General features: G+C 69.8%; 20 protein-coding genes and 2 pseudogenes. 8 read left to right on the forward strand and 14 right to left on the reverse strand.

Features of this window, described 5'->3' with window-relative positions:
* Window positions 1–5: 5 nt before the first annotated feature.
* On the forward strand, window positions 6–1,523 hold the full coding sequence (locus ACIP93_RS19430) for an RICIN domain-containing protein (protein WP_401760558.1): 1,518 nt from the start codon (window positions 6–8) through the stop codon (window positions 1,521–1,523).
* A gap of 55 nt (window positions 1,524–1,578) precedes the next feature.
* On the opposite strand, the gene ACIP93_RS19435 is transcribed toward ACIP93_RS19430, so the two are convergent.
* Entirely contained in the window at window positions 1,579–2,079 is a 501-nt protein-coding gene (locus ACIP93_RS19435; protein ID WP_401760559.1) for a hypothetical protein, read from the reverse strand.
* A gap of 38 nt (window positions 2,080–2,117) precedes the next feature.
* The gene (locus ACIP93_RS19440) at window positions 2,118–3,224 is read right to left on the reverse strand and encodes a hypothetical protein (RefSeq protein ID WP_345219814.1); all 1,107 of its coding nucleotides are present in this window, start codon (window positions 3,222–3,224) and stop codon (window positions 2,118–2,120) included.
* A gap of 370 nt (window positions 3,225–3,594) precedes the next feature.
* On the opposite strand from ACIP93_RS19440, the gene ACIP93_RS19445 reads away from it, so the two are divergent.
* Together ACIP93_RS19445 and ACIP93_RS19450 are read left to right on the forward strand one after the other, a co-directional pair.
* The gene (locus ACIP93_RS19445) at window positions 3,595–4,314 is read left to right on the forward strand and encodes a hypothetical protein (protein WP_345219815.1); all 720 of its coding nucleotides are present in this window, start codon (window positions 3,595–3,597) and stop codon (window positions 4,312–4,314) included.
* Between the two features lie 64 nt (window positions 4,315–4,378).
* Window positions 4,379–6,031, forward strand: coding sequence for an FG-GAP-like repeat-containing protein (locus ACIP93_RS19450; RefSeq protein WP_401760561.1), 1,653 nt, complete (start codon window positions 4,379–4,381; stop codon window positions 6,029–6,031).
* A gap of 425 nt (window positions 6,032–6,456) precedes the next feature.
* On the opposite strand, the pseudogene ACIP93_RS19455 reads toward ACIP93_RS19450, so the two are convergent.
* Window positions 6,457–6,861, reverse strand: a pseudogene (locus ACIP93_RS19455) (DUF3052 domain-containing protein).
* Between the two features lie 771 nt (window positions 6,862–7,632).
* Here ACIP93_RS19455 and ACIP93_RS19460 point away from each other — a divergent pair.
* The gene (locus ACIP93_RS19460; RefSeq protein WP_401760563.1) at window positions 7,633–7,758 is read left to right on the forward strand and encodes a hypothetical protein; all 126 of its coding nucleotides are present in this window, start codon (window positions 7,633–7,635) and stop codon (window positions 7,756–7,758) included.
* 872 nt (window positions 7,759–8,630) lie between these two features.
* Here the strand turns inward: ACIP93_RS19460 and ACIP93_RS19465 are convergent.
* The 3 genes from ACIP93_RS19465 to ACIP93_RS19475 all read right to left on the reverse strand — a co-directional run bounded on the left by ACIP93_RS19465 (window position 8,631) and on the right by ACIP93_RS19475 (window position 10,869).
* Window positions 8,631–9,503 carry an RNA polymerase sigma-70 factor gene (locus tag ACIP93_RS19465; RefSeq protein ID WP_401760565.1) on the reverse strand — a complete coding sequence of 291 codons (873 nt, stop codon included), beginning with the start codon at window positions 9,501–9,503 and terminating at the stop codon, window positions 8,631–8,633.
* The gene (locus ACIP93_RS19470) at window positions 9,500–10,078 is read right to left on the reverse strand and encodes a carboxymuconolactone decarboxylase family protein (RefSeq protein WP_401760566.1); all 579 of its coding nucleotides are present in this window, start codon (window positions 10,076–10,078) and stop codon (window positions 9,500–9,502) included. Before ACIP93_RS19470 ends, ACIP93_RS19465 begins: the two co-directional genes overlap by 4 nt.
* 425 nt (window positions 10,079–10,503) lie before the next feature.
* Entirely contained in the window at window positions 10,504–10,869 is a 366-nt protein-coding gene (locus ACIP93_RS19475; protein WP_401760568.1) for a DoxX family protein, read from the reverse strand.
* Between the two features lie 60 nt (window positions 10,870–10,929).
* Between ACIP93_RS19475 and ACIP93_RS19480 the strand changes: the two genes are divergently transcribed.
* Window positions 10,930–11,811 carry a LysR family transcriptional regulator gene (locus tag ACIP93_RS19480; RefSeq protein WP_401760570.1) on the forward strand — a complete coding sequence of 294 codons (882 nt, stop codon included), beginning with the start codon at window positions 10,930–10,932 and terminating at the stop codon, window positions 11,809–11,811.
* 282 nt (window positions 11,812–12,093) lie between these two features.
* On the opposite strand, the gene ACIP93_RS19485 is transcribed toward ACIP93_RS19480, so the two are convergent.
* The 3 genes from ACIP93_RS19485 to ACIP93_RS19495 all read right to left on the reverse strand — a co-directional run bounded on the left by ACIP93_RS19485 (window position 12,094) and on the right by ACIP93_RS19495 (window position 15,313).
* Window positions 12,094–12,459, reverse strand: a complete 366-nt coding sequence (locus tag ACIP93_RS19485) for a hypothetical protein (RefSeq protein WP_401760572.1) — start codon at window positions 12,457–12,459, stop codon at window positions 12,094–12,096.
* Between the two features lie 446 nt (window positions 12,460–12,905).
* Window positions 12,906–13,034 (reverse strand): hypothetical protein, encoded by a 129-nt coding sequence (locus ACIP93_RS19490; protein ID WP_345219824.1) that lies wholly within the window; start codon window positions 13,032–13,034, stop codon window positions 12,906–12,908.
* A gap of 389 nt (window positions 13,035–13,423) precedes the next feature.
* Complete coding sequence (locus ACIP93_RS19495; RefSeq protein WP_401760574.1) at window positions 13,424–15,313, reverse strand: SMI1/KNR4 family protein; 1,890 nt, start codon at window positions 15,311–15,313, stop codon at window positions 13,424–13,426.
* 421 nt (window positions 15,314–15,734) lie between these two features.
* Here ACIP93_RS19495 and ACIP93_RS19500 point away from each other — a divergent pair, with 421 nt between their 5' ends.
* The gene (locus ACIP93_RS19500; RefSeq protein ID WP_401760576.1) at window positions 15,735–16,271 is read left to right on the forward strand and encodes a protein kinase; all 537 of its coding nucleotides are present in this window, start codon (window positions 15,735–15,737) and stop codon (window positions 16,269–16,271) included.
* Between the two features lie 418 nt (window positions 16,272–16,689).
* Here the strand turns inward: ACIP93_RS19500 and ACIP93_RS19505 are convergent, their stop codons facing one another.
* The 4 genes from ACIP93_RS19505 to ACIP93_RS19520 form a co-directional block, all read right to left on the reverse strand.
* On the reverse strand, window positions 16,690–16,824 hold the full coding sequence (locus ACIP93_RS19505) for a hypothetical protein (RefSeq protein ID WP_401760578.1): 135 nt from the start codon (window positions 16,822–16,824) through the stop codon (window positions 16,690–16,692).
* Window positions 16,825–16,829: 5 nt separating this feature from the next.
* Window positions 16,830–17,126 (reverse strand): helicase associated domain-containing protein, encoded by a 297-nt coding sequence (locus ACIP93_RS19510; RefSeq protein ID WP_401760580.1) that lies wholly within the window; start codon window positions 17,124–17,126, stop codon window positions 16,830–16,832.
* A 627-nt stretch (window positions 17,127–17,753) separates the two neighbouring features.
* The gene (locus ACIP93_RS19515) at window positions 17,754–18,689 is read right to left on the reverse strand and encodes a TY-Chap domain-containing protein (RefSeq protein ID WP_401760582.1); all 936 of its coding nucleotides are present in this window, start codon (window positions 18,687–18,689) and stop codon (window positions 17,754–17,756) included.
* Between the two features lie 530 nt (window positions 18,690–19,219).
* Window positions 19,220–19,825: a hypothetical protein gene (locus ACIP93_RS19520; protein WP_401760584.1), complete on the reverse strand. Its 606-nt coding sequence runs from the start codon at window positions 19,823–19,825 to the stop codon at window positions 19,220–19,222.
* Between the two features lie 168 nt (window positions 19,826–19,993).
* On the opposite strand from ACIP93_RS19520, the gene ACIP93_RS19525 reads away from it, so the two are divergent.
* Complete coding sequence (locus tag ACIP93_RS19525) at window positions 19,994–21,175, forward strand: helix-turn-helix domain-containing protein (RefSeq protein ID WP_401760586.1); 1,182 nt, start codon at window positions 19,994–19,996, stop codon at window positions 21,173–21,175.
* Window positions 21,176–21,265: 90 nt separating this feature from the next.
* On the opposite strand, the pseudogene ACIP93_RS19530 reads toward ACIP93_RS19525, so the two are convergent.
* A pseudogene (locus ACIP93_RS19530) lies at window positions 21,266–21,898 on the reverse strand (DEAD/DEAH box helicase family protein); the annotation flags it as partial.
* Window positions 21,899–21,981: 83 nt separating this feature from the next.
* Between ACIP93_RS19530 and ACIP93_RS19535 the strand changes: the two are divergent.
* Window positions 21,982–22,395 carry a hypothetical protein gene (locus ACIP93_RS19535; protein ID WP_401760587.1) on the forward strand — a complete coding sequence of 138 codons (414 nt, stop codon included), beginning with the start codon at window positions 21,982–21,984 and terminating at the stop codon, window positions 22,393–22,395.
* Window positions 22,396–22,645: the final 250 nt, after the last annotated feature.

Below are 22,645 nucleotides of genomic sequence, written 5' to 3' on the forward strand. Positions count from 1 at the left end.
TGGCGATGAGTACTGCTCAGACGGAAGCCGGTGACGGGAGTTTCGACCCCGGTGTCAGCACGGTTGCGGGGACCGGGGTTGCGGGGAGCACGGGAGACGGCGAGGCGGCCGTCACGGCTCAGCTGAATCTTCCGTACGGCGTCGCGGTGGACCGGGACGGGACCCTTTACATCTCCGAAAGCAGCGGCCACCGGGTCCGGAAGGTGACGACCGACGGGAAGATCGCTACGGTCGCGGGGACGGGGGTGGCGGGACGCGGGGGAAGCGGGGATCGTGCCGTCGCGGCCCAGCTGAATCTCCCTCGCGGGGTAGCGGTGGATAGCGCGGGCAATCTCTACATCGCTGACCAGGTGAACCACCGGGTTAGGAAGGTGACGGCCGACGGGAAGATCGCTACGGTCGCCGGGACGGGCACCGCGGGCTTCACTCCTGACGGCAGGCTCGCCACCGAAGCCCTGCTGAACGGTCCCTTCGGACTGGCGGTGGACAGTACCGGCACCCTCTACATCGCCGAATACACAGGCCACCGGGTCCGGAAGGTGACGGCCGACGGGAAGATCGCTACGGTCGCCGGGACGGGCACCGAGGGCTTCACCCCTGACGGCAGGCTCGCCACCGAAACCTTGCTGAACCGTCCGTTCGGGGTGGCGGTGGACAGCACCGGCACCGTCTACATCGCCGACAGCTTCAACCACCGGGTTCGGAAGGTGACGGCCGACGGGAAGATCGCTACGGTCGCCGGCACGGGCGCCCCGGCCTTCGGCGGTGACGGCGAGCCGGCGGCCTCGGCCCAGTTGCACTTCCCGGGGCAGATGGTGGTGGACAGCACCGACACCCTCTACATCTGCGACCATAAGAACCACCGGATCAGGAGGATCACGGCCGACGGGAAGATCAGTACCGTCGCGGGCACGGGCACGGCAAGTTTCGAGGACGGCCCGGCCAGTTCGGCCAAGCTGCACACCCCGGCCGGGCTCGCCATGGACTGCGTCGGCACCCTCTACATCGCCGACAGCGCCAACCACCGGGTCCGCAAAGTCGCGTCGGCGAAGATGGCCGGGCTGCCCGAGTCGGGCACGGTGGTCTCCTGGGCCAACGTGCGCAGCGGGCTGCGGATGGGGGTCTGGCGTGAGTCCACCAAGGACGGGGCCGAGGTCCACCAGTCCCTTTCCTCTCCCCGGGCGCACCAGCGGTGGCGGCTGATCGTGGCGGGCGAGGACGAGGGCGAGGTCGTGTACCGGGTCGAGAACCTGCGCAGCGGCAAGGTCCTGGAGGTCGTCGGCGGAGGGACGGTGGAGGGGGCGGTGGTCGCGCAGCGTGCCTACGAGGGCAGCGGGGCCGGGCACCAGCAGTGGAGGCTGATCCCGGTGGGATCGGCTGCCGATGCCCCGCGGGTCTATGAGCTCGCGAACCGCAACAGCGGTCTGCTCCTTCGCGTGGGCACCAACGCCCCCACGGTGATCAAGCAGTACGGGGCGCAGGGCGACCACCGCGACCGCCAGTGGCAGCTGCTGCCGGTGTGAACGCACGAAGGGGTCAGGGGCGTTGTCGCCCCTGACCCCCTCGGACCCTGTGAACCTACTTGGAGTCGGACGGCTTCTCGGCGGTGGGCTTGGGCGCCTTGGGCGGCTGGTCGGCCTTGGGGGACGCCGGGGCGTCGGGCGCCTTGAAGTCGTCCCTCTTCGGTGCCTGCAGGCCCTCGTCCTTCTGCAGGTCGGGGCGCTTCGTCACCGTCTCGCTGGACTTGTCCATGCCGGCGGCCGCGGCCGTGGACACCGATCCGGGCTCCCGGGCGTAGGCGGCCTGGGTGCCGGCGGATGCCTGGGTGGTCTGGATGAAGGAGGCGAGGAAGCCGAGGATGGCCCGTGCTTCGGGCGCCTGTTCCTGCACGGTCTTCGCCCGGTGGGAAGCGCCGTGGATCCCGCTGGTGAACAGGCTCGTGGTCGTGTCGTCGTACGTGTCGTCGTCGGCGTCCTCGAAGTCGACGCCCGCCCCTGGTTGCGGCTTGTGGCGGTCGGTGGTCACCGAGAAGAGCCCCGCGCCCGTTCCCGCGGAGTCGAAGACGTTTTTGAACACCATGGCTGTCACCTCTGGTCGTTGTGGCGGCGGCCCCCTGGTCAGGGCCCCTTGTGCAGGTCGCGGTCGCTGTCGATCAGGCTCTCGCCGTCGAACATCGTGTGGTGGACCTCCAGGGCGGAGACGACCTCCGCCAGGCCCGTCATGCGAAAGCCGCCGCCGGCCAGGTCGAGGTCGGCGATGTCGCGGGCGACCAGCTCGTCGAGACGGGGGTAGTCGTCCGGCTGAGGGGGAGACAGGACGGCCACCGGCACCGCGTACTTCACCGCGAGCAGCCCGGAGAACGTCACCGGGATCTCGTACGTGTACTGCTTGAGGGCGCGGCGCTGGGTGACGATGGTCTCCACGCGGGAGCCCGGCGGGACCTTGCCGGAGATCTGCGACTTCGACGCCCAGCTGGTGTTCAGCGAACCGCCCACGGAGGCCGCGATGCCCAGGGCCAGCGCGGCGTTCAGCGCAGCGGTGCCGGCCGCGCTGCCCGTGGTCGTGAAATCCACCGAGCCGGCCATCGTGGCCGAGGCGGAGTTCGTCATTCCGTTGGCCACCGACGTATCGACGGTGTTGGCGTTGTCGACCCCCACGCTCTCCTTGCTGTTCTTGTTGGTCACCGTGTTCGCGCTCTTGTTCGCCATCTCGTTCTTGAGCTGCGTCCCCAGCTGTCCCTGGAGGTTCAGCCCGAGCTTGTTCTGCAGCTGCAGCTGGAGCTGGGCACTGACGCTGCCGCCGAAGGTGAGCTTGGAGTCTCCCGAGAGCGACCAGGTGGCCCCGTTCGACACGGTGAAGTCGACGGAGTCGGTGAAAGTCATCTCGGACTGGCTGCGGTTGACGTAGGTGCGCGAGGAGAACGAGTCGGGCGCGGGCTGGGCGATGTTGCGCCGCTCCTCGATCAAGGGCTCACCGAGGTTCATGTAGGCGAGCCAGCCCAGCCCGTACGCGGTGCCGGGGAAGGAGCCGAAGCTCGACTTGTTCACGGAGAACCCGACGGGCCTGTGCTGCACCCCGTAGTCGTCGACGTAGACCAGCTTCGGGTGCTCCAGGATGGGCCGCCAGGTCCGTTCGTCGTCGATGTCGATATTGAGTTCCCGCAGGTTCTTCTTCGTCAGCGGCCGGCGCTTGGCCCGTGCCAGGTTGTACGCATTTGAAGGCAATTTCTGTCCTCGACTGATCTGGCCGAAACCGCATTAGGTGAAATACCAATGAGGGAATTCGCAAGAGCTCTGGCAAGCGAAGCTAACAGCGGCTCTGTCTCCCGAGAAGGCCGCTCCGGGCATCGCACTCAAACGGGTGACCAAGATTTTCTGCGGCTCCGATTCACCCGATCGATGAACTGCGGAACCTCGTTGTACCGCTCTGACCTCAGAAGTTGCCGCTTTGTGGGCATTTACTCCGATCATACATTCGGTTAGGAAGTCCCACCGGCCGCGAGCACCGGGGATTTTGATACCGGCGCGTGCTAGACAAATTCACTGAGCGCCTGAGGCGTTGTTTTCTCCCTCGAGAAAAGGTGAGGTTTCCGCGATGTATACCCAAGAACGCACGGCGATGGCGAATTTGGTGGTCGGCGGCCCGGTGGCGGTGAACAGCTACGACAACGCCATCGTGGCCGCGCTCGTCGAGAACCGGCCGGTCATGCTCGTCCATGCCTTCAACGGCGGCTACCTGCGTCCTGCGGAACTGGCGGCGAGCAGCCACGACAAGGGCGTCAAGCTGGCCACCGCGCTCGACACGGCCACCAAGGACGCGCAGGGCCATCTCTGGCACATCACCCCCGGCGGCTTCTTCGGACAGCGCCCGCTGTACTTCCTCGAGAGCGCCGCAGGGCAGGTGACGCCCCCGCCCGCAGGCGTGGCCGACACCGGTGCCGGCCGCGGGGACGACGGAACCCCCAAGCCCCAGCGCAGGCGCATCACCGTCCACCAGGACGCCCCCCAGAGCACAGCCGACACCCTGCAGGTGGGTCTGCCCGGCAAGGTGAGCGACAAATGGCGCGGGAAGAACGGTGCGGGGGAGGACACCCAACTCTGGGTCGTCACGGTGACGCCATGGGGCGGGATCACCTTCGTGCCGATCACCCACCCCGACGCCATCCTCGGGTTCAAGGACCACACGGTGGCGAAGGACAGCGAAGCACGGCTCACTTACAACTGGGGCGGGGACTTCACCGGGACGGTCATCAACACGTTCTACCCGCGGCTGCCCAACGAGTGGGACGTCCCCTACCACCACGTCTTCACGTGAGACGCAGCCTTCACGCCCTCCCCGTCCCCAGCCGTCGCACCAACCGCCTGGAAGAGGCACCACGATGCCCGTGCCCACGCACGAACTGAAGCTGGAGATCGTCAACGCCGCCACGGGCCAGCCCCTCGGCGCCAGGGCCGCACCGGGCGCGGACGGGGCGCTCGTCGTCCGCGACTACCCCAAAGACGGCCCGAGCCCGGAGCAGTGGCAGTTCACCCCCGTGCCGGGCGCCCACGGCGAGCCGGCGCATGTCATCCGCAACGCGGTCAGCGGCAAGGTCCTCGACAATCCCGCCGCTGCGGACCGAGGCGTCCGCCAGGGGGATGCCGCCGCCAACAACAAGGCCCAGCAGTGGCACCTCCTTCCCGTCGAGGGCGAAGCGGGCCTCTACGTCATCGAGGGCGCGGCCGACGGCACCGTGCTCGACCTCGACACCCCCGGGAAGGACGACACCCGGATCGTCCTCGGCGAGTACGACGACAGCGCCGAGAGCCAGCGGTGGCGCCTCGTCCCGGGCGAGCCGGTGCGGACCAGCGACCTCGCCCTGGACTGGGCGCCGCTGAGCCACTGGAACAGCCGCCAGTCCTGGCGACTGACCCACGACAAGAACGCTCTGCGGCCGACAGCCGACGCGACCCCCTCCTTCAGCAACGTACTGCTGGTCCTGGAGAAGTTCGGCTACGACCAGGACGCCGGCGGGTGGACGACCGACAGGCCCAACCGCCACCCTGCCGGCCAGGCGGGCTGGTGGGCGGGACTCGGCGAACGCTTCCTCGCCGACACCACCGGAACAGGGCTCGCGGACATCGTCGCCCTCCAACCCGCCAAGGGAGCGGTGACCTGCTCCAGCCGAGGGGACGGGACGTTCGACGACGAACGGGTGCTGCACCCACCCGCGGCCTCCGCGAGCCCCAAGGACCTGTGGACCCTCGCGAACCTCACAAGCGAGAGCCGCCCCAGCGTCGTCGTGCTCGCCGCCGAGGGCATGCGAGTGTCCACTCAGGGCGAAAGCGGCACCTTCGCACCCGCGGGCGGCGAACTGGTCCTCAAGGCGTTCGGCCACGGCCCGCAAGCCGGCGGCTGGCTCACCGGCAAGCACCCCCGGTTCCTCGCCGACACCACCGGCGACGGCCGGCTCGACATCGTCGGCTGCCACGACGACGGCCTGTGGGTATCCCTCCAGGACGAAGAAGGGACATTCGCCGAACCTCGCTACGTCCTCGACGAATTCGGGGCCGACCAGGGATGGAGCTCCATCGACGAACACCCCCGGTTCCTGGCCAAAACCACCAGCGACGGGGCACCGGACATCGTCGGCTTCGGACCTCAGGGGGTCGTCGTCGCCCGCGGACGCGGCGACGGCACATTCGAGACTCCTCAACTCGTCCTGAACGACTACGGGCAGGCCCAGGGGTGGACCGGGGAGAAACACCCCCGCCTCCTCGCCGACGTCACCGGCGACGGAACCCCCGACATCATCGGCTTCGGCAACGAGGGCGTCTGGGTCTCACACAACAATGGCACCGGCACCTTCAAGCAGGCCCAACTGGTATGCCGCGGATTCGGGTACAACGAGGACGCAGGCGGCTGGCGGGTCGACCGCCACTCGCGCTTCCTGGCCGACATCACCGGCGACGGACGCATCGACATCGTCGGCTTCGGCGGCCCGGGCGTACACGTCGCCCGCAACCTCCTCCGCCGGTTCAGAACCCGGTGACCCCGGCCCGCCAGCGGGGTCAGCGCGGCGGCACTCCGGACGGTGGCGAGTACCTGCTCAAACCTTGACGGCCCCGCTTCGTGGCCAGCCATTGCGGGCCGGGCCCGCGAGGTGAAGGCCGCCGCCCGGTCGCGGGCCTGGTGTGCCCGGCCACCACCTGGCAGCGCCTCGCCCCGCTCGCGGGCCCGGCCCCGAAGCCGAGCCCGCGCTCGGGCCGCAGCCACGTCATCCGGCACGGAGAGGTCCACGAGACACAGATGATCCGGATGACCGACGCCGACGTCGTCAACTGGCTCACCGACCCGGACGACCCCGCCAACCGACCCCGCCCGGACACACCAAGGGCCCCGGAGATTTCCGGGGCCCGCCTCGGGGGTACAGCGTTCAACGAGACCGACGCTGTTCGCGTTACACCGGCCCCAGGCTCAGCGCGAGGGGCACGCCAGCTTGGTACCGATCCAGTCCTGCGCCGCCACCAGGCTGGTCCCCTGAGTCAGGCCGGCCGCCTGCGCTCCCTCGTGCACATCACCAGGGTCGACGTACCCGTTGCGGCCCGTCTTGGGGGTCACCAGCCAGATACAGCCGCCGTCCTTGAGACGGCTGGCGGCGTCCATCAGATCGTCGGCGAGATCTCCCTCATCGTCACGCCACCACAGCAGCACCACGTCGACGGCCTCCTCCGCTTCCTCGTCGAGCAGCTCTGTGCCGGTCACCTCCTCGACCGACCCGCGCAGCTCGTCGTCGCAGTCGTCGTCTCACCCGATCTCTGCGACCGTCTGACCGGGAGCGAACCCCAGTCGCTTCGCCAGGTTCATCTCCGTGGTCGTCATGACCAGCCCTGCCCTTCCTCGGCTTTCGACAGGCGGCCCCTCTGCACGCCCTGACGTTCAACGGGTACCGCCACCGGCACGTCACGCACGACCGCTGGCCCCGAGCTGGACACGCCACGGGCCCCGAGGGCTTGCCCAGCGTCCGGGCCGACGGGACGGCCCCGAGCTCGTGGCGTCACTGTCTGGGAGGCCGTACCTGCGGTGGGATCCCGCCGGGCAAGCCTGAGCCGCGGGGCAAGCCTTAGGGGAGTCTGGGCAAGCCCTCCGTGTGGGCGGGCTTGCCCAGGACAGACGGCTCGGTCAGCGGCCTGCTTCCGGGGCGGCCGCTTCAGCCGGGCCGGTCATCGGCATGACCATCTACGGCACGGCCACCTTGTGGGGGCCGGCACTGCCGCAACGTGCGAATGATGTCGGCCCGAAGACCGGATGGCGGGAGAAGGTTCACCGCATCCGTATCAAAGATGATCAACCGTGCCCCCGTAGCGTTCACCGTGCATCACCTCGTGCAGCTCTGCACCGGTTGCAGGCCGCACCTGGCTCAGGGAGGGGTTGCACCGGAAGGGGGCTGCAGAGGTGCCTGGAGAGGTGCACTGGGCGGGGGGCCGAAGGCGTGACCGGCGGTGGGACCCCCCGCATCTGGTGATCTTGCATTCGTGCAGTCCAGGGGTGTGGGCAAGCCCCCTTCGCAGAACGACACCTCTTTGTCCGCGATAGCCGGACCAAGAGGTCTGTCCCGTGTCCGGGGGGCGGCGGCGTCGTGCTGAGTCCGCGATGAACGAGCGGATGAGGGCGGCCCTGCACAAGATGTGGGACGTACCAGGGCCGGCCCCGGTGCAGCGCGGCTCGGTCCCCCTGATGACCCAGGTCCGGGCCGCCGTCGCCCGCACCGGCACCTGACCGGATTGACCACCAGGTCGCTGCCGCCGATCCCGGTACAGCACGCCCTTCCCTCTCCCCGCCCACGGCCGCGCCTGCGGTGGCCGTCTGCTCCCTGCCGGGCGGCAACTACAGGAAGAGGAGAAGCGGAGCGCGGGGTGGGAGGGACGTGTGGTCGGCGGCGGCAGCTGGACGGGTCGCACATGCGGGTGGCAGTCCGGGCAACAGCCTGAATCCAGTGCTGGCGGCGGTGGATACTCGCGCCTATGTGGATGAGCGTGAGCCTGGATGCGAAAGAGCTGAAGGCGGGCACGGAAGGGGCGATGCCGTAGCTGACCCCGACAGGTCTGGCGGCCGAAGCGCTCGCCCCGGGCGGCCCCGGGGAAAACCCGCCGTACATGCTCTGAGGGTCCGGTCCGGAAGGCGTTTCCAGGACTGTCACGGCGGGTGTCACGCCGGTGTCACGCTGACTTATATCCGGGGTCTGACCTGCGGATACCTATCAATTTCCGTCCTCGCTCCGGCTATGACAGTCAGCATGACACCCAGGAGCGGCTATGGATATCGCCATCCTCACCCGCACACAGGCTGTCCCGTCTCAGGCGATGTGGTCCCCGTCTCACGTGATCCAGACCGACTCGGCTGGCGTCTCGGATGCTCTGGTCCGTCAGGACTCGTGCGTCCGGTCTGACCTGGCCCGGCGGGGTCTTGCGCATCTCAGTTGGCAGGGCCTTTCGAGGGTCAGGGAACATCTATGTCGGATCGTGGGCTCAACCCCGCGTCCGTCCTGGATCTTCGGTGCTGGCCGCCGTCGGGTTCCGGCCGGGTGTGTGGTGGTGGGTGTTCCGGGCGGTTTCGCCCGGAACACCCACCATGCCAGGGCGGTAGTTGGCTTACCTGGCGAGTTCAACCGGTTCGTTCAGTCTCGTCAGTTTCCGCGGGTTTCTCACCAAGTAGACCCGGGTGATCTGCCCGTTCTCCACCACGAAACTCACCGCTGTGGGCAGCTCGCCGTCGATCTCGATCCGGCCCGCGGGTGCCCCGTTGAGCCATACGGCCGTTGTCGCGAGCGGGGTCGTTTCCGCCCGGTTCGCGCGCGCGAGTACCTTCGCCACGAGCTCGACCCCGTGGATCGGAGCCGAAGCGGCGGCCGCGAGCCCGCCACCATCGGCGATCAGGACCACGTCCGGCGCCATGACCTCCACAAGTTGCTGCAACTGCCCGGTACGCAACGCGAGCAGGAACCGCTCCACCACGGCCTGCTGCTCCGACCGGCTCACCCGCACCCGCGGCTGGCGGGCCGCCACATGCTCGCGCGCTCGCCGCGCGATCTGCCGTACCGCGGCCGCGGACTTCCCGATGGCCTCGGCGATCTCACCGTACGGCAGCTCGAAGACCTCGCGGAGTACGAACACCGCCCGCTCGGTGGGCCCGAGCGTTTCCAGGACGGTCAGCATCGCGATCGAGACGCTCTCCGCGAGCTCTACGTCCTCGGCGACATCTGGGGTGGTCAGCAGTGGCTCCGGCAGCCACTCGCCGACATAGTCCTCGCGGCTGCGCGCCAACGTCCGCAGTCGGTTGAGCGCCTGCCGCGTGACGGTCCTGACGAGGTACGCCCGCGCGTCGCTCACCCGCGACGGGTCGACGCCGGCCCACCGCAGCCAGGACTCCTGCAGCACGTCCTCCGCGTCGGCCGCGGAGCCGAGCATCTCGTAGGCGACCGTGAACAGCAGGCTGCGATGGGCGACGAACGGGTCCTCGGTCATGATGCCGACGCTGCGCCGGACGTCTGAGGACGCCCGGCCAGCGGGATCTCGCAGGCATCGGAGTAGCCCTGCGAGGTGATCCCATGCGCCGTGTTGCACCTGGCCGCCAGGTTGGCGAAGCCGATGAACACGGTGAGTTCGACCAGCGCCGCCGGACCGAGCCGGCCGAGCAGACTCGCCGACAGCTCATCGGTGACGGTCGTGGGCGTGTTCGTCATGGCTTCGGCGTACTCCATTACCTCCCGCTCCAACGGCGTGAACACCTCCGACTCCCGCCAGCGCGGTACCTGGCTCGCCTTGGCCAGGTCCAGGTTCTGGTTCAGCGCCGCGAAGTAGTTGATGTCGAGGCACCAGCTGCAGCCGATCTGTGCCGCGACGGCCATGTGCGCGAACGTCTTGAGGCTCGCGTCGGCCGCGTCCCAGGTGGCCACCTTGGCTGCGAACTCCTGGCTGGCCTCGGCGAGTTCGGGGTTGTTCCACAGCACCTCGTTGGGCTCGGGCACGGAACCGAGCTGCTTGATCAGGTTTTCGCGGAGCCCGGCGGGGAGCTCGGCTTTCGGGATGCGTAGCGCCATGGTGTTCTCCTTGGACGTTTGCCTGTTTGGCATGAAGACACCGCCGCGCCCACGAATGTGACAACCACCATCGCCACTGCGCATGGATCGCCAACGCGCACAGACCGACCCTCGGCCGCGCTCAGACAGCAGTGGCCGGAAGGTCATTCCTCCGTGCCGGCGCGTCCACGTCAGTGGCCGCCTCGCCCCTGGACGCGGTCACACCCAACGCCGGAGCCGGACCAGATCACCTGAGACAACACCCGCCATCCCGACTCCCGGGACCGGATCACCTGAGATCCCCGGCACCCCGGCGTCTCAAATGAACTGGTCGCCGCAGGTCACAGGACTGTCCACGGACCAGATCAACCGAGACGGGGCACAGGTCGGGTGACCTGTCACCGCGAAGGCTGAGTGTTCTCATCGAACATTGAGCGGGGCCGCCATCAAGAGGACACCGTCAAGGCCAGCGAGGCGATGGCGGTGGCGAAATAGAAACCGGGGAATGCGAGGTTGTAGAGCACGCGGGCGCGCAGATGGAAGGCGAGCGCGCCTAGATAGAGCAGGGCGAGACCGCCGGCCGCAGCCGCGGCGAGGGGGCGCAGTGCGGCGTCGAAGAGGCCGAGGAGGAGGCCCGCCGCGCCAGCCAGCTTGAGGGTGGCCAGCCGGGGCAGCCAGGACCGGGGGACACCCACCTGCGCCGAGTTGGCCAGTACGAAGCGCGCCCCGGCGAGGTCGGCGGCGGCGATACCGACGTTGACGGCGACGGTGAGCAGGGTGACAACGAGAAAAGCGAGCTGGGTACTGGTCATGCCTTCAGGATCTGCGGGCACCGCGGCACCTACCAATACCTGCTTTTATAACCTGGTGGCATGGATGTGGACACGCGCCTGCTCCGGTACTTCGCCGCAGTGGCGGATGAGGGAAGCCTGACCGGGGCAGCGAAGAGGCTGTTCGTCTCGCAGCCCGCGCTGACCAAGCAGATCCGGCGCCTGGAGGACGATCTCGGTGTACGGCTTTTCGCGCGTTCGCGGTCGGGGATGGCACTGACCGAGGCTGGTCGTGAGCTCGCCTCCCGGGTGCCCGCACTGCTGGACGACTGGGACGAGGCGGTGCAGGCAACGGGTCAAGCGGCGCAGGTGCTGCGCCTGGGCTTCCTGGACGCGGGCGCAGTGGGTGCCGTCCCCGAGGTCATCGCCGCGTTCTGCAAGGCGCAGCCGGAGTGGCGGGTGGAACTGCGGCAGTTCGACTGGTCGGACCCGGGTGCCGACCTGGCCCGGGGTGAGGTGGACGCAGCAGTGGTGCGTTTGCCGTTTCCGGAACAAGAGAGGTTGACGGTGCGGGAATTGTTTACTGAGGACCGGGGGGTGCTGCTACCAGCTCGGCATCCGCTGGCGAACAGCGAGACGGTGGAGTTCCGGGAGCTGCGGGACGAGCTGTTCGTCGCGTCCGGAGCCGAGACCGGAACCTGGAGGGACCACTGGCTGGCCGTGGAGGAGCGAGACGGGCACCCCGTCCGGGTAGGCGCCGTCACCAGCCGTCCCGACGAGTGGCTCGGAGCGGTGGCTGGCGGCTGCGTGGCGCTGGCCCCGGCATCGGCGGCCCGTTTCTACTCCCACCCGGACGTGGTCTTCCGTCCAGTCCGCGGGGTCTCACCGAGCCGGGTTGGGCTGGTCCGGCCTCGGGGACGGACGCACGAGGCGGCGCTGGATGAGCTGCTGGAGGCCATCGTACGGCGACTGAGCCGGAGTTGACGACGGGGTCGACAGACCGCCGGGGATACCCGGCCGTACCGGCACTACTGCCGACGCCGGCCGCGTTGAACGGCTCGCCCAGCACGAGGCCCCTCGTCGCGACCGCCTCGGCTGGGTGCGCACAGGCCATGACCGCTGGCCGTGCCGACCCGGCGGCACTCAATGTTCGATGAGAACACTCAACCTTCGCTGCGACAGGTCACCGGGCTCCTTCGCCACCACTCCTTTCACCGGCTGCGCCCCGACTCGGCGCCCAAGCACCTCTGATCCAGCCAGAGCGGTTCAGCGCACCGTGTACGTGCTGACCCGGTGGCGGGCGGTGTGCCGCTCCAGCTGTGCGCGCACGCCCGGGTCGCGGAGGTGGAGCTCCTGGACGTGCAGCAGCGTCGCACCGTCCCCGGTTGGCGGGCCGAGCGGCAGCAGCCGTACCTGCTGCGCGATCCCGTCCTTCCACCCGCCTGGCGTCTGGTGCCCGACGAGCTGGCGGACGACTGCGCCGGTGCACAGGTGGATCACCTTGCGGCGGGCCTGGAGGCAGCCGTGCAGGATCTGCCGCAGCGCAGCCGGGGTCTTCGGGGTGAGCTCGACCTCGACCGCGAACAGCAACTGGGTGACGGGGCGGATGACGACGAGGTCGGGCCAGTGCACCGACCGCACCCCCCAACGGCACCGCCAGGGTCTCCCCGCGGCCTGCTCCGAACGGCGCCAACTGCGGCGCCCGGAAATCGGCCAGGAGTTGTGCGGCCCGCCCGGGAACAGCGTCGGCGGTGTGCACCTCGCGCTCGGTGAGCACAACGGGAGACCCGGTGCTGGCCTCCTGGCGCAGCCCGACATCCGCCAAGGCGAGGCGGTGCAGCAGCCGTTCGCTCGGAGGACGCGGTGTTCCCAGCCCGGTGCCCGAGAGGCGGGCACTGCGTTCCGTCGTCCACACCACCGTCCCTGCCCGCCGGGTCTCCGCGGAGCGGAACAGCAGCCCCGCCTCGACCATCAACCGCACCCGCGTGCGCGCCGTCTCCACCTTCCCGCCCCAGCACGCGGCCGCCGCCTGGCGCAGCGTCAGCGACCCGTACCGGGTGGCCAGTGCGAGCAGCCGCTCATCCGCCACCGTGCGCATCCAACCGTCGCTCCGGGCCCCCGGCGCTCTGCACCGTGCGGCGCCGCTGCGCCCGCTCCCGGTATCCGCTCACCCGCACCGCGCTCTGCTCCCGCTGTTCCTTCTTCACCTTGTTCTCCCTCCTCCCTGTAGTTGCCGCGTGCGGCCTGCTGTGGTGCGGGCAGCGTGACGGGGAAGCGGACACCCCCTCGCACGGCGGTCTCGACCGGCGGGCGGTCGACGTCGCGGTGCTCCCGGCGGTCGAGGAGAGGGGGCAGGGCGGAGGCCCGCAGCCCGGGGGCGGGGCCGTACGCTCGTGATCGTTGCTGTGTTCGGCAGCACACCAGGGGGAGGGGAGTCCGATGACGCGCAGGGGCCCGAACTGGGAGCTGCACGAGGACACCAAGGGGCGCCCAGGTCCGGGTTGGGGCCTCGACCAGCGCCCGCGCGATCGAACTGAGTTGAAACCGCGGTCGGTCGTCGCCAGTGGGCCCGCCACGGGGGCGGGCCCACTGGCGGTCAGGACCGGTGCCGCGCGAAGCTGAGGTAGGCGAAGCCCTCACCTGCGCGTGGCGCCCGGGTCCAGGACTGGGTGGTGAAGGTGTGGATCCTGCCTTCGGTCAGCGCGAAGCGGGGGAGCGAGAGTCCCAGTTCGGTGTGCAGGGCCTCCAGCACCCGCCGTTCGTTGTCCTGCTCGGTGTCCTCCGGCCGGAACAGCCGTGCGGGGTCCAGGGTCTCGGGTATCGCGCCGGAGCGTTGGATCTCCGTGCCCCGCACGGTGAAGGCGTAGAGCTCCTGGCCGTGTTCGGCCACCGATAGGTGGAAGGCCGACGGATCGTCCGGGGATGAGCGGCTCGGGTCGGACCACACCACCACCGCGCGGCCGGACGAGGAGGCGGCCGCGGCCGGGGACAGGAACAGGCCGTGCAGGTGGCGGTGGGAGGGTCCGTCGAAGGCGAAGGCCCACCCTTCAGCCGTGCGGCCGACGGCGACGAGGGCCCGGTCCTCCCAGAGTTCCACGCCCTCCCGCTCGTGGGGTTGGGGCGCCCGCCGGAAAGACCTCGACAGATCGATGGGCGGGCTCAGTTCGGCGCCTTCCTCACCGATCAGGGCAGGCAGGCCGACGGGATCCGCCCCCTTGACCCAGACGCAGCGGTAGCCGTCGAGCGGCTGCCCGTGCCTGAACGGCCCCGCCAGCCAGGTGAGGCCCGGCGGATCGAGATCGGGCACGGGCTCGGGAGCGGGGCCCGTCTCACCGGCCCGCGGTGTCGCGAGGATCTCCCGCCCGCGCTCCGGAGTGATCAGCGGCCCCAGGACCGGATCGGCGAGCAGGCCGAGCGGGACGACCATCAGCGGCCCCGGCGCCTCCCACAGCGGTAGCGCGTCCCGCAGCACGTGCCACGCGGCGTCGGTCGCGCCCCAGCGGGCCGCCTCCCGGGCCTCGGCGACGGCCCGGCCCCACGGACCGGGAGGCGCGTACTGGTGGGTGCCGTCCCGCACGGCGCCCAGCACGGCCTCGGCGATCTCCGGGGCGGCCCCCCGGGCGCCCATCATCCGCAGCCACTGCTCATCCCCGCCCGACCACTCCCGGCCGTTCGCCTGCTCCATGGCCTCCATGGGCAGGATCTCCGGCTGGTACAGCGGGTCCGCCACCAGGTCGCCGTGGCTCTGGGAGCCACTCGGAGCGAGCATCTGCCTGAGCTGGTTCAGCAGGACGGCGCTGCGCGGCCTCCCGAAGGAGAACGCCTCCTGCAGCAGGGGCAAGGCCTCCTCGTACCGTCCGCGCAGGGCCAGTAGACGTGCCTCGTCCACGTGGACGTCTTGGGCGAGCGTGGTCGCGTTCACGAAATCGGGTTGCGCCGCTCGGTCGGCGTGGAAGCCGCGGTACATGGCCTCCATGTATGCGCGGAACGAGGGGTAGCGGTCGGGCACTTCACCGCTCCAGCCCTTGTAGACGTAGAGTGCCCACTCGCCGTCCTCGCCGCTGTCGCCCGGGTCGAGAAGGGCGTGCGACATGTCGGAGTCCGTTTCCAGGCGCAGCGCCCGCTGCCACATGCCGGCCAGCAGCACGTCCTCCTCGCGGGGGCCGTCGCCCGGATCCGGCTCGTACAGCGCGGTCATGTCGTACGGATCCCGGAACCAGTCGATATCTGAGGCACCCCCGAGCCGGTAGATCCCGGCCGTCTGGTCGACGTGCCACCCGTCGCTCGCGGCCAGGAACCCCCGATACGAGGGCGGCAGCCGCCGCCCCAGCCGCTCCTCGGCCACGGCGATCACCGCCTCGTCCGCCCCGGGCAGGCCCGGGCGGACGAGGATTTGCTCACCGTCCTCGTCTGCGTCCGGGCGCGGAACCCACTCCTCCTGCCACCGTCCCAGGAACTCGTGCCAGTTGAACGATTCGCTACTCATGGCCGGATGGTGTCACCCGGCACTGACAAGGCAACACCCTGTTCTCATCTACCGCGAGAGCGTGGCCGTCGGAGCCAACCGACTCCGCGGCCGACGCCGCTGGAGCCAGCCGGCCATCTTCGCCAGCAACCACCGGTACAGCGCCAACACGTAGGAGGAGAGCGCCGGCGCCACACTGGCCGAGCTGCGCGATACGCCGGCCACGGTGACACGAAGGCTCCTCAGCACCCTGCTCCGTTCACTGGACTCCGAAGAGGCATTCGCGAAGGCCCTGACCGACGAGGAGTGACCCTCGCTGCTCCGCGAGGCGGCACGGTCCCCGGACAATCAGCCCGCCGTGTGTCAGTGGGGCCTGAGACTATAGAAGCAGGGCGAAACAGCCCTCACCGGGCAGCAGTTGACGATGGAGACAACGCGCACCATGACACTGGCACTGAACAAGGGATGGGACGTCGACGCCCGTATCGGGGGTGGCGGCTTCGGTGCCGTGTTCGAGGCGGTGAGCACCGACGGCGAGAAGGCGGCGGTGAAGCTCGTGCCCAAGAACCCGGGGACCGAGCGCGAGATGCTGTTCACCGGCCTGGCCGGCGTCCGCAACGTGGTGCCGGTCATCGACAGCGGCGAGCACGAGGACCAGTGGGCACTGGTGATGCCCCGGGCCGAGAAGTCCCTGCGTGACCACCTCCAGGACCACGGCCGACTGCCCCTCAACGAGGCGGTCGCCGTCCTGTCCGACGTCGCCGAAGCACTCACCGACCTCAAGGACCGCGAGGTCGTCCACCGCGACCTCAAGCCGGAGAACATCCTGCTGCTCGGCGGCCGCTGGTCTGCCGCCGTTCGTACGTCGGCAGAGCTGTTTCGGGCACCGGCGCCGGGTAGTGGCTTACCGGTCAACGCCAGAGCTCAGGGATGGCCTGGATTTGTGTGTAGAGATCCCAGTCCTTCGGCTTGTCCGTAGGAAAGTGCCAGCGGGCTCCGTGCCCGATCCAGTACCCGCGGAGCTCACGAGTCCCTGCGATTCCGGCTGGCTGCGTCTGCGCGTCCCAGCCGCAGCAGCTACAGATCGCAGAGCTCGGCCAGGTGCCTTCGAAAAACGGACCTCCGGCGTAACCACAAACACGGCACAGCTCTTCGTCGTCGTTACTGCGGATAGGGTTTCTGAGCGGGTCAATCTCTTCCATAGAGCCCATTTTGTCGGTTTGCCCCTGCTAGTCGCAGCACGGGTCGTACGCCGGGCGCGCGGTGGGTCTTTTACGGTGCCGCGCCGACAGGGGAGGCGGTAAGGCGATGTCTGTCGCGGCCGGGGGTATGCCGCAGTAAGAGCCCCGGGTGGACGGACACCGAGCCCCTCGCGATGGAGTGAGGCTCCGTCCCTCTCAACGACCGCGCCCGCGCACGGTCACATCGTGCTTCGTTTCGCCGTGGTCCACCGCGTCCAGCTCGGCCCGGCGTTCGGCGGGGAGCTTGTCGGCGCGCTTGCGGATGTTGTCCGACACCATCCCCAGCTTCATGTCCACTACTCCAAGGCCGTCAGCACTGCTCTGAGCGCCTCCCGGCCCGCTGTGCGACTTCCAACGGACTCCCCATGCTTCCTCGGCACCCGAAGGTGTCCCTCATGGGCGTGGAACGCCTTCGCCGCCGCGAGGTTGAGCGTCCACTTGTCGTCCTGCGTGCGCTTCACCGGCCGTTCCGACTCGTCCGCTGGTTCGAGCCCGAGGACGTTCTCCAGGAGCCCCTGCTGCGCGGGCAGCAGCGCATCCCATCCGAACTGGCAGCCTTGCACCCACTGCCCGAGGTCCTCGCCCTGGACCACTACGGCACTGATCTCCAGGGGCGTCGCGCTGCTGTCCTGGAGGTGCTTCTGGACCCACCGGAGGCAGCGTTGTCATCCGGTTCCGGTGACGCGTCGTGGCGCATCGGTCAGTCGCCGGCGGGCCGCCAGGTACGTGCCGCCGCTGCGGCAGTGCGGGCCGTCCAGGTCGCGGTGACGACGGCGAGAAGGAGCAGCGTGGCGGCCAGCCCCCTGCCCGCAGCGCCCTGTCCGCAGTCCTCTCCCGCACCTCCTCTGCTGCCCGGTCCACCAAACCGCTGGTGTATGCATCCGTGCTCATCGCGCCGCCGTCTTCTTCGCCGGTTCGCGCCGTACGACGCGGCGGTGCTGGAGACTCTCAGCTAGGTTCACCGTCGGCGCGCGTTTCGGTCAGGGTGCGTGTGCCCAGCGGGGCCGCGTAGTGCGGTTCCCGCGGCCGGACGGGGCCGGGGACAACCCACAGCACGTCTCCGCGGCAATGCTCCGGCCGTACGTACTGCCGCACCCGGCCGCACATAACCGTGCCCGACCGATGGCGGGCCGGGCGCGAAGGCCGGAACAAGCCGCGGAGCGGCCGCGTCCGGTTCGGATGCTGAATGACTCTGTGAAAGCCGCTGTGTGCGGTCTCCGTCAGCCCGCCTCAAGGCCCAACTCGGTCACGACGTAATCCGGATCGGCAGCGCGGCCATTGCGGAAGACCGACGCGCGTACGTCCGTCGGCTGCCCCGCGCCCAGCGCGCACACCGCGGCGACCACCTGCCGAGCCAACGAGCCAGCGCCGGCGAATACGCGTGGCTCGCCCAGGGTCCAACACGCCACATCCGGAGCAACCAGTTCGGGGGACCAGCCACTCTCGAACAGTTGACGCGCGTGCTCGGACCGGGGATCGCTGCGGGACGGCAGATTCGCCGGGTCGAGGCTGGGATCCGAGGCATTGGTGCCGGCGGTTCCGTCGTACGACTTCATGACCTGGACCATGCTGAATCCCGGGCGGCCGAGTCCCACACAGCCCTCGGCGGGCAGCGTGCACAGCGCCCAGTCGAGCCGGTCCGTCAGATCGTCCCACCCGGTGGGCGGTCCGGTCACTCCGCGCTGACTGGGCCGGTCGTCGAAAACCCCCAGGCCGTAACCCGGGTCGATCGGGCCGTCGTAACCCCAGCTCCGTACCACGAGATCGTCCGCGGGCAGTCGCAGTACGTCATTGAGCACAGTGACCATCGAGCGTCCGCGTTGCGCGCGCACCTCCGCGTCCGCGTACCAGCGCCACTGAGCCTCCCAGAGCCCCTTCTCCGGGGAGCTGTACGAGACCTTGGACCAGTTCAGTTCCCTGAGAGCGCGTTCCTGTTCGCCGGTCAGGCCCGGTCCTGCGGCGGGCAGGAACACGTCGGCCGACAAGTAGTCCGCACCGTGCCGGGTCAGCATGACCGACGGCGAATCGCCCGGCGCGCCGAACCGCACCCGATTGCCGTCGGACTCCTCCTCGCCGCACAACAGCCCGGCGATGCAGGGAGTTTGACTACGGTTGCTCACCGGACTGAGCAAGGCGTCCCAGATTGTGGTCTTCATGGCCCCAGTGTGCCGACACGGACGTCGGCCCGGGCCGCCAGGGTCGGTTCGCCGCTTCGCGCCGACGCGGTCGAGGCGGAAGCCGTCGGGGGGTCCCCGGGCCGAGCTTCGCAGCTGCCTGCGCGAAAGCGTCTGGACGTTTATCCCTCGTCTGATGATGGGCCTCCGGTATGACGAGCAGCAGTCGAGGAACGCACGCGGCCTGTGCCGGATGTGCGGGAGGGGCCGCGCGCTGTCGGTCTGGCGGCCCCGGTGAGAGTCCGCTGGTCTATGTCGTGCGACGCGTCGCCCAGATCACCCATACCGTCATGAAGTCTCCTTTCCGGATGTCGTTATTGATGTTTCCTGGTCACAGGCTGGTGACTTGCTTGGCTTCGTGGTGTGGAATCCATACGGCTGTCTGTCGTGCATGAGCGGCGGAATCCCGGCGGCAGTCCGGCCCTTCTCCGCTGTCGGCGGAGCAGGTGGGCACAACAGCGGCGCGCCCGGGTTCCGGCCGCGCCGCTGACGGGCTGTGGTCAGCCCCCGGGTCAGTGGAGGTTGTTGACGGCGGTCTTCGTCGTGGTGCGGAAGGAGGTCAGCGGGGCGTCCTCGAGGTCGCCCATCTGGCCCCAGCGGACGAGGGTGACGGTGCGGCCGTCGCGGCCGACGGAGAACAGGTGGATGTCGGAGATGCCGATCTGCGGGTCGGCGGTGTCCAGGCTGTAGACCCAGGCGCCCTCCTCGACGGCGAGCTTGCCGTGGGAGGCGCTGACCGCCTGCAGGCCCGGGTTCTGCTGCTCCAGCAGGGGGCCGCAGCCGGCCAGGGCCCCGCGGAGGGTGTCGACCAGCTTCACGGCGTCGGCCTCGGTAGGGGCGACGGTGGTGACCTGGACGGCGTTGGTGTCGAGCTCGGTGCTGAACTCGCGGTAGCGGGTGTTCTGCGCCGTGATCTTGTACGGGGCGCAGAGGACGCCGCCGTTCTCCGGGACGCCGGTGAAGACCTGGGTGGCGGTCCACGGCGTCGACGACGGCGGCATCTGGGAGGCGGCGAGGAAGGCGGGCTGGGCAGCGGCCTGCGCCGGGGCTGTGGCGAGGGCCGCGAGGCCCAGTGCGGCAGCGGCTGCGGTGGCGAGTGCGGTGCGGAGCTTGTTCACGGTGGTGGATCCCCCGTCGGGTCGTTCGTTCGGTCAGTGCTCACCTCAGCGTGGGGCCGGCGTCCGCCGGCTGCAACGATCACGTGCCCACCAGCCGTCCCGGAACCATTCCACCCCCGCTGACGTGCAAGGACGTGAAGGGTGGGACGCAGGGTCGAGGGGGATGGAATGCCGAAGGACGCCGCCGTCGAGGAGTTCGCGGGGCTCGTGCGCGCGCTGAAGGCGCGGGACGGGAGGAGTTACGAGGCGCTGGGCCGGCGGCTGAGCGTCAGCGCGTCCACCCTCCACCGCTACTGCTCGGGCGCGACCGTCCCGGAGGAGTTCGCCGTGGCCGACCGCCTCGCCCTGCTGTGCGGGGCGCACGAGGAGGAACGGCGGGCCCTGGAGGCGGCCTGGACGGAGGCGGACCGCGCCCGCCGCCGAGCAACCTCGCCCACGCCCACGCCTGTGCCGGCCGTGTCGGCCGCGCCGGAACCGAACCCGCAACCGTCCGCGCCGGAACCGGGTCCGGGCCCCGCCCCGGCCCCGTCCGCCCCGGACCCGACCGCGCCGGAGGCACCCCACGCCCGCCCCCGTCGTGGCGCCCCCGCTCCCCTCATCGCCGCCGCCGTCGCCCTCGTCGTGCTCGCCCTCGCCGCCGCCCTGCTCGGCCACCCCACCCGTACGGCTTCCGCCCCCGCTCCCACCCCCGCTTCCACCGCCCCGGGGCGGACCGTGGCCCCCCTCCCCTTCACCTGGAGCATCGGTTCCCAGCTCTGGGAGGGCGGCTGCGGGCACACCTACCTCGTGGACCGGGCCCCCCGCGCGGTCGCCCCGCCGCCGGTCGCGGCCGACTCCGGGGGGTGGGCCGGGACGCACGGTGCCGTGCACGGCGGGGAGGCGCTGGTGCGGATCACGGTCCAGGGCCGGTCGCCGTCCGACGCCGTCGTCCTCCATGCCCTGCACGTGCGCGTGGTCGACCGCGCCGCGCCGCTGCCATGGAACGCGTACCGGATGGACAACGGCTGTGGCGGCGCCGTCACCCCGCGCCACTTCGCCGTGGACCTCGACCGGCCGCGCCCGCTCGCCAGGCCCGTCGACGGCCTTGACGCCTCCGGCGCCGAGGTCCGGAAGGTCCCGGCCGTTTCCTTCCCGTACAAGGTCACCTCTTCCGACCCCGAGGAGCTGCTGGTCTCCGCGCGGACGGCGGGCTGCGACTGCCGCTGGTACCTGGAGCTGGAGTGGAGCGCCGGGGGCCGTACGGGGACGGTGCGGATCACGGACGGCGGGAAGCCGTTCCGCACGAGCGGGACCAGGGGGAGGCCGGCATACGTGCACGACTCCGCCGAAGGGCGTTGGATCACAGACTAGGAGGTGCCCGTTCTCCTCGGCCCATTCGCGTGCGGCGGCCAGGCCTTCCTCCCAGGCGATGTCGTAGTGCGACCAGATCATGCCGAGCTTTTCCAGCTGCGCGACGCGGTCCTCGTCCATGTCCCCGCGGGCGTAGAACCGGCGGGCGTCGGCGGTCCACTGCCCGAGCGGGAACCCGGCGAGCGAGGCTGGCCACTCAGCCTCTTCGGCCTCTTGGCCGTCGTCGGCGGCGTGTGCCCGCTCCAGCGTGCCCAGCCCAAGGCTGGCGTACGTGGCGTACACGGTCACCTTCTCCAGGCCCCGAGTCCGCTCCAGCAGCTCGCCCACGTCCGTGGTGTTGGGGAAGGACACCTCTTCACCCCGCAGCGAGGACACCCCGATCATCTGCCCCCGGCGGCCGCCCTCGCGCCACGCGGCCTCGGTCTGGGCGAGCAGGTCCAGAGAGGGCACGAGCACCAGCACACGGCCCGCGTGGAGCTCCTCCGCGCTGCGGACCGCCACCCGGGTCTTCCCGGACCCGGTCGCCATGATCACCTGCGTCCGAAACCCCCGCTCGGGCACGAGCGATCGTGCAGGCAGTTCGAGGGCGCGCACGACCGCGTCAATGGCTTCCCGCTGGGCTGCCTCGCGCTGGTCAACGCGGTCTGTGCTCGACATATTCGCCTGCCTTCCCCTGGGGTGCCGCCCGGTCGATGCGAGCGGCGGGAAACGGGAAACCTGCATGCAGAGGAGCCGTGAGGGCTACGGTTGGACGGATGTGATCGGCTCGGTTCTCTGCCTCACCAGAGCACCGGCAAGGCCGGATGATGGATCTCGATATCGCTCCGAAGGGGTCCGGGGTGGTGGGCTCTGAGTCCATACCTTATCAACCCTCAAAAAAGAAACACACAGAACTGAGGATGCTTTCAGCCGTGGACGCATGTACCGCGCAGACCGGTCAGGAGCATGGAGATGCGCGTTGCGGGAAGCACGCTGCCATGAGAAGCGATCAGAGGCACTGGTTCCTAGGCAAAGGCACGACCCCGAAGCAACTCAAGGCCTACGCATGGGTGTTCGCTGTGTTCGCCATCCTCGAGCTGGCAACATTCCTAATAACGGCGACGGGAGAGGACCCGAACACGTGGACCCTGATCCTGACAGGGCTCGGATCAATCCTCTTCCCAACCATGCTGCTCCTGACACTGCACTATCTGCGCGACATGAAAGGCCCGAAAACATAGCGGGCGGATGCTCACCGGCCGCCACCCCCCTCTCCCCTTGCTGCTGCTTCCGGCCCGGACCCCGTGGGTGGGCCGCGCGGAGCGTGGCACACCTGGCCGGTGGGGGAGTGGGGCCCGCACCCGGGGTGGCTGGAGCGCAGCGGAGACCACAGGTCGGCCGGAGGCCGGCCGCCGGGGCGCGGAGCGGCCCGGTTTCCCTGGGCTCCTGGAGCGGAGCGGAGGGAGCCGCCCGGCTGTGCCGGGCTGGCAG

Source organism: Streptomyces sp. NPDC088745, assembly GCF_044751045.1.
Taxonomy (GTDB): domain Bacteria; phylum Actinomycetota; class Actinomycetes; order Streptomycetales; family Streptomycetaceae; genus Streptomyces; species Streptomyces cremeus.